Below are 11,430 nucleotides of genomic sequence, written 5' to 3'. Positions count from 1 at the left end.
TCCTAGGCCCACTTGGCCTGGAGGAGGTTGATGCCGGGGTACGGCTGTGCCCTTATCCCGGTGAGCTCCTTCGGGTTCCACGCGGTCATCAGCTCGTTGTGCACGACCGGGTAGAGGACGGCCTGCTCGGCGACGATGTCGATGTAGTCCTGGACCATCGTCTTCTTCTTCTCGGCGTCCGACTCCTGGGTCGCCCGGTCCATGTCCTTGAACAGCGCCTTGGCGACGGAGTTGTCGGCCCACCGCGTGTACTGCATCCACAGGTTCTCGGGCCCGTAGTTGTAATGCATGATCAGATCGGCGTCGAGGCCGAACTGGTTGGGGTTCGAGGCGGCGGCGACGACCTGGTAGTCCTGCTTCTGGTCCATCTTGGTGAAGACGGCCGTCGTCTCCTGCGGCGAGAGGGTCGTCTCGACGCCGATCGCGTCCCAGGACGCCTTGATGGTCGGCAGACAGTCCACGATCCAGCTCACGTTCACCGCGAGGATCTCGACCTTCAGCCCGCTGACCCCGGCCTGCTTCAGCAGTGCCTTCGCCTTGTCCGGGTCGTAGTCGTAGACCGTCTTGGCGGGCCGGAAGCTGGGGTTGGACTCGTTGAGGAAGGACGACGACGGCTTCCCGTGCCCCTTGAGGGCGACCTCGATCATCTTGCCGGTGTCGATGGCGTAGTGCAGGGCCTGGCGGACGCGGACGTCGTCGAAGGGCTTGTGCTTGGTGTTGAACATCAGGAACAGGTTGTTCATCCCGGCGCCGCCGGCGACCGTCAGCCCGCTCCCCTCCAGCTGCCCGATGTTGGCGTACGGGATGTTGTCGGCGATCTGCGCGCCCGCGCTGGCCCCCGAGATACGGGCCACGCGCGGCGCCGCGTCCACGATCGTCAGCCAGTTCATCTTCTTGAAGGCCGGCTTGCGCGGACCGTTGTAGTCCGGATACGCCTCGAAGGTGGTGTTGGACTTCGGGTGGTGCGCGCTCTGCACATACGGCCCCGAACCGATCGCCTTGCCCTTGATGGCCTCGTCCCAGCCGCCCGGCCGGGAGAACACGTGCTTCGGCATGATCTTGGCGAGGGTGAGCCGGGCGAGCCCGTCCGGGAAGGGGAACTTGAGCACCAGCTCGACGTTCTGCGCGTCGATCTTGCGCACTTCCTTCAGCCAGCTCACGAAGAAGCCCTTGGCGAGGGTCTGGGTCTTCGGGTCGAGGATCCGGTCGAAGACGAAGACCACGTCGTCGGCGGTGACCGGCTTGCCGTCGTGGAACGTGGCGCCGGCGCGCAGGGTGAACTTCCACGACGTGGCGTTCGGGTCGGCCGGCACCTGGGTGGCGAGTGCGGCGTACGGTTCGCGGGAGATCGGGTCGGTGTCGAGGAGGCCCTCGTAGATGTGGTTGTTGGCGGCCATGCAGAAGGCCGACGCCGTCTGGGTGGGATCCCAGCTGCCGTCGTTGCCGTAGCCGATCACCGCAGTGAGGGTCCGGTTCTGGCCACCGCCCCCGCCGGTCTCGTTCGTGGACTGAGGCCCCGACGAGCAGGCCGACAGCGACGCGGAGACGGCGGCGGCCGCGCCCAGCGCGCCGGAGTACTTCAGGAACGACCGGCGGTGCAGCGCCGGCACGTCGTGGGTCACGTCGCGCACGGTTCCTCCAGCGGAGAGAGCTCGGAAGGATCTCGGAAGGTCTGAGGAGATACGACGTCCTACGTCCTGACGGTCAGCGCGACCATAGGTGGGGCGATGGGGGCGGTCAAGGGATCTCACACGAATGGCGCATCTGCCACAGGTCGGACCAATGGCGCTGTGAAATGGCGCGAGTTGACCCCCCGTCAGGGGCGTTTACGACAGACATGGGACGTGGGACGTCCGGGTGCGCGTACGATGCGCCGCATGCCCGGGCAGCCCAGGAACAGTCGTACGTCCGAGGAGTCCAGGAACAACCGGATCCAGCGCCAGGTCATGCAGTTGATCATCGACCGCAGGCTCCGGGCCGGCGCTCTCCTGCCCACCGAGGCCGAGCTCATGGAGGACCTCGGCGTCAGCCGCAACTCCGTGCGCGAAGCGCTGAAGGCGTTGCAGGCCCTCGACATCGTGGAGATCCGGCACGGCTACGGGACCTACGTCGGCCAGGCCTCGCTGACTCCGCTGATCGACGGACTGACGTTTCGCACGCTGGCCCGGTACGACCACGACGACTCGGGCGCGCTCGCGGAGATCCTCCAGGTGCGCGAGGTGCTGGAGGAGGGGCTGATCCGGCGGGTGGCGGCGACGGTCGGCGAGGACGAGCTGGACCGGCTGGAAGCGGTCGTGTCCCGGATGGAGGCGGCGGGGCGGTCCGGGCGGCCCTTTCCGGAGCTGGACCGCGAGTTCCACGAGCTGCTGTACGCCTCGCTCGGCAATGACCTGGTGCCGCAGCTGCTCGCCGCGTTCTGGACGGTCTTCCGCCGGGTGAACGGCGCCCGCGGCCGCCCCGACGACCCCTCGCCCGAGGTCACCGCCCGCCGGCACCGCGACATCGTGACGGCCTTGCGTGCCGGTGACGTGGAGGGGGCGCAGCGGGCGATGACGGTCCATTTCCGGGGCATCGCGGGCTGAAACTCGGCCCCTCCGGCGTTTGAGGAGCGGGGTCCGGGGCGGAGCCCCGGAAGGATGGGACGGGTAGGGGCGGCGGGGGCGAGGAAAAGGGGGTCAGGAATCGAGAAGCGCCGCCACCGGGCCACGGCTAGCGTGACGGACATGGACATCAGCATTCACGCCAGTTTTCTTCCGCACGACGACCCCGACGCCTCCCTGACCTTCTACCGCGACGCCCTCGGCTTCGAGGTGCGCACCGACGTCGGCCAGGGCAAGATGCGCTGGATCACGGTCGGCCCCGCCGACCAGCCCGGTACGTCCATCCTGCTCGCACCCCCCGCCGCGGACCCCGGCGTCACCGACGACGAGCGCCGCGTCATCGCCGAGATGATGGCCAAGGGCACCTACGGCTGGATCCTGCTGGCCACCGGGAACGTCGACGACACCTTCGAGAAGGTGCAGGCGAGCGGCGCCGAGGTCGTCCAGGAGCCCACCGACCAGCCGTACGGCATCCGCGACTGCGCCTTCCGCGACCCCGCGGGCAACCTGGTCCGTATCCAGGAGCGTGGCTGAGCCGATGACCGAGCCGCACATCGCCGACAGTCACGAACTGATCCGCGTGCACGGCGCGCGGGAGAACAACCTCAAGGACGTCAGCATCGAGATCCCCAAGCGCCGGCTGACGGTGTTCACCGGGGTCTCGGGCTCGGGCAAGAGCTCGCTGGTGTTCGACACGATCGCCGCCGAGTCGCAGCGGCTGATCAACGAGACCTACAGCGCGTTCCTGCAAGGGTTCATGCCGAACCTCGCGCGGCCCGAGGTCGACGTCCTGGACGGCCTGACCACCGCCATCACCGTCGACCAGCAGCGCATGGGCTCCGACCCGCGCTCCACCGTCGGCACCGCCACCGACGCCAACGCGATGCTGCGCATCCTCTTCAGCCGGCTCGGCAAGCCGCACATCGGCCCGCCCGCCGCGTACTCCTTCAACGTCGCCTCGGTCTCGGCGCAGGGCGGTTTCACCGTCGACCGGGGTGCCGACAAGACCAAGACCGAGAAGGTCAGCTTCAGCCGCACCGGTGGCATGTGCACGCACTGCGAGGGCCGGGGCCGGGTCTCCGACATCGACCTCACCCAGCTCTACGACGACTCCAAATCGCTCTCCGAGGACCCGTTCACCATCCCCACCTACACGGGAGACGGGTGGGTCGTGCGGGTCATCGCCGAGTCGGGCTTCTTCGACAAGGAGAAGCCGATCGCGAAGTACACCAAGAAGGAGCGGCACGACTTCCTGTACCGCGAACCGACCAAGGTCAAGATCAACGGGGTCAACCTGACCTACGAGGGCCTGATCCCCAAACTCCAGAAGACCTTCCTGTCCAAGGACCGCGAGTCGATGCAGCCGCACATCCGGGCCTTCGTGGACCGGGCGGTCACCTTCGCCGAGTGTCCCGACTGCGGTGGCACCCGGCTCAGCGAGCCGGCCCGCTCCTCGAAGATCGGCAAGGTCAACATCGCCGACGCCTGCGCGATGGAGATCCGTGACCTGGCCGAATGGGTGCGCGCACTGAAGGCGCCGTCGGTGGCGCCGCTGCTCGCCAAGCTCCAGCACAGCCTCGACTCGTTCGTGGAGATCGGCCTCGGCTATCTCTCCCTCGACCGGGCCTCGGGCACGCTGTCCGGCGGTGAGGCGCAGCGCACCAAGATGATCCGCCACCTAGGCTCCTCGCTCACCGACGTCACCTACGTCTTCGACGAGCCCACCATCGGTCTGCACCCGCACGACATCCAGAGGATGAACTACCTGCTGCTGCGGCTGCGCGACAAGGGCAACACGGTGCTCGTGGTCGAGCACAAGCCGGAGACCATCGCCATCGCCGACCATGTGGTCGACCTCGGTCCCGGCGCCGGGACGGCCGGCGGCACCGTCTGCTACGAGGGCACCCTCGACGGGCTGCGCGCCTCCGACACCGTCACCGGCCGCCATCTCGACGACCGGGCCAAGCTCAAGGAGTCGGTGCGCACGCCCACCGGCAAGCTGGCGATCCGCGGTGCCACCGCCAACAACCTCCAGGACGTCGACGTCGACATCCCGCTCGGCGTGCTCTGTGTCGTCACCGGCGTCGCCGGCTCCGGCAAGAGCTCGCTCGTGCACGGCTCGATCCCGGCCCCCGAGGGTGTGGTCTCCGTCGATCAGACCCCGATCCGCGGCTCGCGGCGCAGCAACCCGGCGACGTACACCGGACTGCTGGAGCCGATCCGCAAGGCGTTCGCCAAGGCCAACGGCGTCAAGCCCGCCCTGTTCAGCGCCAACTCCGAGGGCGCCTGCCCCACCTGCAACGGCGCCGGGGTCATCTACACCGACCTGGCGATCATGCAGAGCGTCGCCACGACGTGCGAGGACTGCGAGGGCAAGCGGTTCGACGCGTCGGTGCTGGAGTACCACTTCGGCGGGCGGGACATCAGCGAGGTGCTCGCGATGTCGGTGACCGAGGCGGAGGAGTTCTTCCGGGAGGGGGAGGCCCGGATCCCGGCCGCTCACCGGATCGTCGAGCGGATGGCGGACGTGGGGCTCGGCTATCTCACCCTCGGGCAACCCCTCACCACCCTGTCCGGCGGTGAGCGGCAGCGGCTGAAGCTGGCCGTCCACATGGCCGACAAGGGCGGGGTGTACGTCCTCGACGAGCCGACCACCGGTCTGCACCTGGCCGACGTCGAGCAGCTGCTCGGCCTGCTGGACCGGCTCGTGGAGTCCGGCAAGTCGGTCATCGTCATCGAGCACCACCAGGCCGTGATGGCGCACGCCGACTGGATCATCGACCTCGGACCCGGCGCCGGTCACGACGGCGGCCGGATCGTCTTCCAGGGCACCCCCGCCGACCTCGTCGCCGAGCGCTCCACCCTCACCGGTGAGCACCTCGCCGCCTACGTCGGCGGCTGAGCGGCGATGTGCGTGAATTCCGCACCGGTGCTGGCTCTTCTCTCGTCCCGCTCCCGCCGATCGCGGGAGTGGACGAGATGGGAGCCGACCGGGGAAGATGCGGGTGTGCGATCCAGCCGGTCGACGTCCCAGCCGACGTCCGAGGAACAGCGCCTGCGCACCCTCGCCGCGCTGCGCCGCGTACGTGACCGGATGGACCGGGAGTACGCCCAGCCGCTGGACGTCGAGGCCCTCGCGCGGGGCGTGCACATGTCGGCCGGCCACCTCAGCCGCGAGTTCCGGGCCGCCTACGGTGAGTCGCCGTACAGCTACCTGATGACCCGGCGCATCGAGCGCGCGATGGCGCTGCTGCGCCGGGGTGACCTCAGTGTCACCGAGGTGTGCTTCGAGGTCGGTTGTTCGTCGCTGGGCACCTTCAGTACGCGGTTCACGGAGCTGGTCGGGATGTCGCCCAGTGCGTACCGCCGGGAGGCGGCGGATGCGACGGAGGGGATCCCGTCGTGTCTGTCGAAGCAGGTGACACGGCCGAGGCGCTAGCCCCTTCAGTACCCGCCCGGTGCCTCAGACGAGGGTCTCGGCGAGCAGCTTCGCCGTCTCCACGATCAGCTCGTGGTCGTAGGCGGCGTCCTGCTCCGGCAGCGTCGTCTGGACCGCCAGGACGAGCGGGGTGCCGTCCTCGGTCCAGGCGATGCCGACGTCGTTGTTGGCGCCGTAGAAGCCGCCGCCGGTCTTGTCGGCGACCGCCCAGGTCGAGGGCAGGCCCGCGCGGAAGCGATTGGTGCTGGTGGTGTTGTTCAGCAGCCAGTGCGTGAGCAGGTCGCGGTCGCGGTGGTTCAGGGCGTCGCCGAGGACCAGCCGGGCGTAGGTGCGGCCGATCGCGCGTGGGCTGGTGGTGTCCGTGACACGCCACGGCTCCGCCGAGTTGAGCTCGGTCTCCCAGCGGTCCAGACGGGTCACCCGGTCGCCGAGCGAGCGGGCGAAGCGGGTGACGGCGGTGGGGCCGCCGAGCTCGCGAAGCAGCAGGTTGCCCGCCGTGTTGTCGCTGAACCGGATGGCCACGTCGGCGAGTTCACCGACGGTCATGCCGGTCGCCAGGTTTTGCTTGGTCTTCTCGGAGTTGGCCACCAGGTCCTCCGCCGTGTAGTGGATCCGCTTGGCGAGCACCTCGCCGTGCCGGTCCAGGTCACGCAGGACGGCCGCGGCGGCCAGGGGCTTGAACACCGAGCAGATCGGGAAGAGCTCGTCGGCGCGATGGGTGACGGCCTTCCTCGTACGGACGTTGTACGCGAACACGCCAAGACGGGCGCTGTGCTGCCGCTCCAGTTCGCGCAGGCGGTCGGTGGTGGCGTGGGCGGGCGCGCCGGTGAGGAGTGCGGCGGCGGTGGCGGTGCCTGCGGTGAGCAGGGTGCGTCGGCCTAGGATCTCGGTCTCCTTCGCTCGGATTTCGTCTGACGGATGACGACGTTCTCTTCAATGATCGACGCCAAATGTCATTCCTTGGTTGCCGTGTCGTAGACCATCGGCGGACGGCCAACGCCGCGCCCGCTGGCGACAGTTGACGTATGGAGAACACCAAGGGGATCAGCCGGGCACGATTTCTCGCGGGGGCGGCGGCCGCCGGACTGGCGGGGGCGGTGGCGCTGCCCGCGGGGCAGGCCGCGGCGGCCTCCCGGGAGCAGAGGCACCGGGGCCTGAAGCACCGGGGCGTCGTCTACACCGTCGGCGCGGGTGAGACGCCCGGCACCGCGTGGAGCGCCGCCCGCATGCGCCGGGACATCCGTGTCATCCGCGACGAGCTGCACGCCGACACCGTCGACGTCACCGGCGACGGCGTCGACCGCCTCACCGTCACGGCCGCCGAGGCCGCCGAACGCGGGCTGCACATCTGGCTCCAGCCCACCCTCGGGGACATCCCGGAGAAGGAGATCCTGGACTCGATCGCCGAGTGCGGCCGGTTCGCGGAGCGGCTGCGGCGCCACGGCGCGAGCGTCGACTTCAGCGTGGGCTGCGAGTTCTGGCTGTTCGTGCCGGGGATCATCCCGGGCGAGACGGTCCTGGACCGGGTCGAGAACCTCCAGAACGGCACGGTCGACATGGCGGCGATGCAGCGCCGCCTGGCCCGCTTCACCGCGAAAGCCGCCGCGGTCGGCCGCTCCGTCTTCCACGGCCACCTCAGCTACGCCGCCGCCCAGGACGAGACGTTCGAGCCGGTCGACTGGAGCCTCTTCGACATCATCGGCATCGACTACTACTCCTATTTCCGCGACCCCTCCGACTACGTCCGCGAGCTGCGCCGCCATCTGCGCTGGGGCAAACCCCTGGCCATCACCGAGTTCGGCACCTGCGCCTATGTCGGCGCCCCCGAGACGGCCGGCATGGGCTGGAACATCGTCGACTACACGAAGGAGCCCCACGAGATCAAGGGCGACCCGGTACGCAGCGAGCGCACCCAGGCCGCCTACCTGATGGATCTCCTGGACGTCTTCGAGTCGATGAACCTCTACGCCGCGATGGCCTTCGAGTTCATCACCCCCGACGCCCCCCACCGCCCCGACAACCCCCGCTACGACCTGGACCTGGCGAGCTACGCCATCACCAAGCCGATCCCCACAACCCCGTGGCACTGGGAACCGAAGGAGGCGTTCCACGCTCTGGCCGATCGATACGCAGGTTGCCGCTGAGCGAGCGGCCCAGCAACGCCCTCAGGGGCGCGGGGAACTGCGCGACCAGCCACAACGGCGCCGCACCCGGCACACAACACTCACCCGCAGTACAGATCCCGCTCAGGCCGCACCCCCGACACCAGATACCGCGAAACCGCCGCATCCCCACACGCATTGCCGTTCCCCAGATAGGCCTCATGCCCAGTGGAGTCCACGGTGACCATGACGGCCCTCCTGCCGAACGCCTCGCGCAAGCGAACCGCACCACTGAGCGGCGTAGCCACATCCCGTTCGTTCTGGATCATCAGAACGTTCGACGGCCCCCGATCGCTCACCCGCACCGGCGCCTCCTTCGGCCGCCCCGGCCACGCGACGCACACCATCGCGTTCCTCGGCATGCCCGCCGTCAGCGGATACTTCGCCCGGCTCGCGGCCACGCCCTTCTCGTACACGGAGGCCGCCCTCGGCCACGCGGCGTCGTTGCAGATGGTCGCCGCACCGACCGCGGTGTAGTTCTGGAGCGCCTCCTCCGGCGGGCTCGGCGGCGCCGGCGGCAGCGTCCCCTGCCGCGCGGCCAGCATCAGCTTCGCGAGCCCCGGATAGTCGTCGGGGTCGTAGAGGCTGTTCAGCATGGCCTGGCGCAGCACGTTGCCGTTCAGCTCCGCCGGATTGGCGCCAGGCCACGGCATCGGCTCACGGTCCAGTCGGTCCGCGAGCGCCAGGAAACGCGCCCGCACCTCACCCGGCGTGTCCGCGACCCGGTCCGGATTGCCGGGCCGGGACGCCCACTTGGCGAACTCGGGGAAGTTGTCCTCGACGCCCACATCGAACGCCTTCAGCCATGCGCGCTCCGCCTGCACGGGGTCGGGGTTGTCGCTGCTGTCCAGCACGATCCGGTCGGTGCGCCGCGGGAACAGCTCGGTGTAGGCGGCGCCGATATACGTGCCGTACGAGACGCCCCAGGCGGACAGCCTGCGCTCGCCGAGGGCGGCTCGGATGCTGTCGATGTCGCGGGCGTTGTTCTTGGTACTGATGTGCTTCATCAGCTCACCGCCGTTGCGGGCGCAGGCGTCCGAGATGCGCCGGGCGGTGGCCATGTTCTCGGCGACGGACCCGTTCGGGGCCGGCCAGGGGCGCAGCGCCGTGAGCGCGAGGTCCCGGTGCTCGACCTCACAACTCACCGCGGTCGACGGGGCGTTGCCCCGCGGCGCGAACCCGACCAGGTCGTAGGCCTCCCGCACCTCGCGCGGCATCAGCTTTCCCTTGTCGGAAGGGTGGGCCAGGCTGTCCCCGCCCGGCCCGCCGGGGATCATCAGCAGGACGCCCCGGCGGGCGGACGGGTTCTCGCTGCGGATACGGGAGACGGCGATGTCGATCTTCGGGCCGCCGGGGTCGGCGTAGTCCATCGGCACGGACACGGTCGCGCACTGCTGGCGCGGGTCGAGTCCGGCACCCTCGCACTCGGTCCACTTCAGCGGCGCGGGCGTGCCGGTGGCGGACGCGGTGAGCGGGGTGACGAGTCCGAAGACGACTCCGGAGGTGGCGGCGATCAGGGTGGCACTCTTCGTGATCTGCTTCATGCACAGCAGCCTGACGGATCGTGACGGAGCGTCACATACGGCCAACTCCCCGATCTCCCCGGGGGATTACCCCCGGCCCGCCCTACGCGGAACCCAACCCCAGCACCATGATGAGCCGGTCCTCCCCGGGACCCAGATAATCCCGGTGCATACCTCCGTCGGTGTCGAACCCCAGGGTGCGGTACAGCGTGATCGCCGCCGCGTTGGTCGGCTCGACGGTCAGCCGGACCTCGCGCACCCGCTCCCTGCGCAGCTGCCGCAGCACCTCGAGCATCAGCCGTTTGCCCAGGCCGCGGCCGCGCTGATCGGCGCTGACGGCCAGGCTCAGCACCCAGCACACATAGCCGTCCGAGGTGGTCACGAAGAGGACATAGCCGTGCAGGCACTCCCCGTCGTCGAGGACCAGGATCCGGTCGCCGTGCACGTCGATGTGCTGGCGCAGCACGAAGTACGGGTACGGGTCGTCGGGGAAGACCTCCCGGTCCACCCGGAGGAGCTCGGGCAGGTCCGTATCGGTGACGCCCCTCATCGTCAGTGGCCGATCGCTGCTGTCGGCGAGAAATGCCTGATGGGCGCCGCGACCCAGAAGAGGGAAACGTTCCTCCGGTACAGCCATCAACTGCCCCCTATGTGATGGAATGGTCTCACTCGTGTGGGTGAGCGCCCGTTGCCCGCCGTTTCAGCTGCTCAGTTGGAGATCCGCCCATCTTGAGCAGGGCAATCCAGCGGTTCAAGAGTGCGGCGGGAGTGCGAGATGGCTTTGCCTCGACGCGCTCCCAGTGCGCCTTCCTTTGGTACCGTGAGTGAATGACCCAGAGATCGTCGGGGGGCGTCCAGTTGAAGAACGCTGAGGTGCGCTGGGCGGCATTCGACCCGATCGCCTACGTTGATCACAACTACCGCGACTTACAGGCGGAGGACGCGGAGATCCTGCACATGCTGCGGGATCATTTCGGCGATCATTTCCGGAAGCAGGGCAGCGGCCCCGTGTCCGGTATCGATGTGGGTGCCGGCGCCAATCTCTATCCCGCGCTCTCCATGATGCCGTGGTGCGACGAGATCACGCTCTTCGAGCGCTCGTCCGCGAACGTCGCCTACCTCAGGAGCCAGACCGAGTCCTACGACCGCAACTGGGACCAGTTCTGGAGCGCCCTGTGCCGGCACGAGGCGTACAACTCCCTTGGTGTGGACCCGCGTGAACGGTTCCGCAAGGTCGTCTCGGTCGAGCAGGGCGACCTGTTCGACCTCGCGCGGTACGAGGGGCGGTGGTCCATGGGGACCATGTTCTTCGTCGCCGAGTCCATGACCACGTCCCAGCAGGAGTTCCGGCTCGGCGTCGAGCGTTTCATGCGGGCCCTGGCCCCGGGCGCGCCCTTCGCGGCGGCCTTCATGGAACATTCCAAGGGCTATCACGCGGGTGAGCATTTCTTCCCGGCCTGTGACGTGGGAGAATCCGAGGTGCGCGCGAGTCTTGAGACATTCGCGGGTGACTTCAAGGTGCAACGGCTCGAATCCGCGGCCGAAGTGCGTGACGGTTATTCCGGAATGATCGTCGCCTACGGGTGGCGCAGCAATTCGGACTCGATCATTCCGGTCATTCCGATCGACTGATCAGTGAATTTTCGCAGTGAAGCTTCACAACAGAAGAGGGATATTCCTCGACTGAGGGTAGTGCGGCCTGTGTG

Annotated in this window: 10 protein-coding genes; 6 read left to right on the top strand and 4 right to left on the bottom strand. The window is 68.6% G+C overall.

What is annotated here, in order from left to right; translation table 11 throughout:
* Positions 1-2 precede the first annotated feature (2 nt).
* Entirely contained in the window at positions 3-1,631 is a 1,629-nt protein-coding gene (locus ACFPQ9_RS24260) for an ABC transporter substrate-binding protein (RefSeq protein WP_380856924.1), read from the bottom strand.
* A 237-nt stretch (positions 1,632-1,868) separates the two neighbouring features.
* Between ACFPQ9_RS24260 and ACFPQ9_RS24255 the strand changes: the two genes are divergently transcribed.
* From ACFPQ9_RS24255 to ACFPQ9_RS24240, 4 genes are all read left to right on the top strand, one after another.
* Positions 1,869-2,582 (top strand): FadR/GntR family transcriptional regulator, encoded by a 714-nt coding sequence (locus ACFPQ9_RS24255; protein ID WP_380856922.1) that lies wholly within the window; start codon positions 1,869-1,871, stop codon positions 2,580-2,582.
* A 141-nt stretch (positions 2,583-2,723) separates the two neighbouring features.
* Positions 2,724-3,134, top strand: coding sequence for a VOC family protein (locus tag ACFPQ9_RS24250; protein ID WP_380856919.1), 411 nt, complete (start codon positions 2,724-2,726; stop codon positions 3,132-3,134).
* A gap of 4 nt (positions 3,135-3,138) precedes the next feature.
* Entirely contained in the window at positions 3,139-5,502 is a 2,364-nt protein-coding gene (locus tag ACFPQ9_RS24245) for an ATP-binding cassette domain-containing protein (RefSeq protein ID WP_380856916.1), read from the top strand.
* A gap of 192 nt (positions 5,503-5,694) precedes the next feature.
* A complete protein-coding gene (locus ACFPQ9_RS24240) occupies positions 5,695-6,039 on the top strand; it encodes a helix-turn-helix transcriptional regulator (protein WP_380858638.1) in 345 nt (114 codons plus the stop codon).
* Positions 6,040-6,063: 24 nt separating this feature from the next.
* Here the strand turns inward: ACFPQ9_RS24240 and bla are convergent, their stop codons facing one another.
* Positions 6,064-6,945: a class A beta-lactamase gene (gene bla, locus ACFPQ9_RS24235; RefSeq protein WP_380858635.1), complete on the bottom strand. Its 882-nt coding sequence runs from the start codon at positions 6,943-6,945 to the stop codon at positions 6,064-6,066.
* 119 nt (positions 6,946-7,064) lie between these two features.
* Between bla and ACFPQ9_RS24230 the strand changes: the two genes are divergently transcribed.
* Positions 7,065-8,183 (top strand): abortive phage infection protein, encoded by a 1,119-nt coding sequence (locus tag ACFPQ9_RS24230; RefSeq protein WP_380856913.1) that lies wholly within the window; start codon positions 7,065-7,067, stop codon positions 8,181-8,183.
* Between the two features lie 80 nt (positions 8,184-8,263).
* On the opposite strand, the gene ACFPQ9_RS24225 is transcribed toward ACFPQ9_RS24230, so the two are convergent.
* Together ACFPQ9_RS24225 and ACFPQ9_RS24220 are read right to left on the bottom strand one after the other, a co-directional pair.
* Positions 8,264-9,745, bottom strand: coding sequence for an alpha/beta hydrolase (locus tag ACFPQ9_RS24225; protein WP_380856910.1), 1,482 nt, complete (start codon positions 9,743-9,745; stop codon positions 8,264-8,266).
* Positions 9,746-9,827: 82 nt separating this feature from the next.
* Positions 9,828-10,361, bottom strand: a complete 534-nt coding sequence (locus ACFPQ9_RS24220) for a GNAT family N-acetyltransferase (protein ID WP_380856907.1) — start codon at positions 10,359-10,361, stop codon at positions 9,828-9,830.
* A gap of 236 nt (positions 10,362-10,597) precedes the next feature.
* Between ACFPQ9_RS24220 and ACFPQ9_RS24215 the strand changes: the two genes are divergently transcribed.
* Positions 10,598-11,356 carry an SCO2525 family SAM-dependent methyltransferase gene (locus tag ACFPQ9_RS24215; protein WP_380858632.1) on the top strand — a complete coding sequence of 253 codons (759 nt, stop codon included), beginning with the start codon at positions 10,598-10,600 and terminating at the stop codon, positions 11,354-11,356.
* Positions 11,357-11,430 lie beyond the last annotated feature (74 nt).

The organism is Streptomyces coerulescens, assembly GCF_042657965.1.
In the GTDB taxonomy this organism is placed as follows: Bacteria; Actinomycetota; Actinomycetes; order Streptomycetales; family Streptomycetaceae; genus Streptomyces; species Streptomyces coerulescens.
The sequence above is the reverse complement of the archived record's forward strand: the minus strand, read 5'-3'. Positions and strand labels throughout refer to the sequence as shown.

What these genes read in the sequence shown, in the direction of transcription:
- ACFPQ9_RS24230 (WP_380856913.1), top strand. Translation starts at nt 7,065, where the DNA reads ATGGAGAACACCAAGGGGATCAGCCGGGCACGATTTCTCGCGGGGGCG.
- ACFPQ9_RS24225 (WP_380856910.1), bottom strand. Translation starts at nt 9,745, where the DNA reads ATGAAGCAGATCACGAAGAGTGCCACCCTGATCGCCGCCACCTCCGGA.
- ACFPQ9_RS24250 (WP_380856919.1), top strand. Translation starts at nt 2,724, where the DNA reads ATGGACATCAGCATTCACGCCAGTTTTCTTCCGCACGACGACCCCGAC.
- ACFPQ9_RS24220 (WP_380856907.1), bottom strand. Translation starts at nt 10,361, where the DNA reads ATGGCTGTACCGGAGGAACGTTTCCCTCTTCTGGGTCGCGGCGCCCAT.
- ACFPQ9_RS24245 (WP_380856916.1), top strand. Translation starts at nt 3,139, where the DNA reads ATGACCGAGCCGCACATCGCCGACAGTCACGAACTGATCCGCGTGCAC.
- ACFPQ9_RS24255 (WP_380856922.1), top strand. Translation starts at nt 1,869, where the DNA reads ATGCGCCGCATGCCCGGGCAGCCCAGGAACAGTCGTACGTCCGAGGAG.
- ACFPQ9_RS24240 (WP_380858638.1), top strand. Translation starts at nt 5,695, where the DNA reads ATGGACCGGGAGTACGCCCAGCCGCTGGACGTCGAGGCCCTCGCGCGG.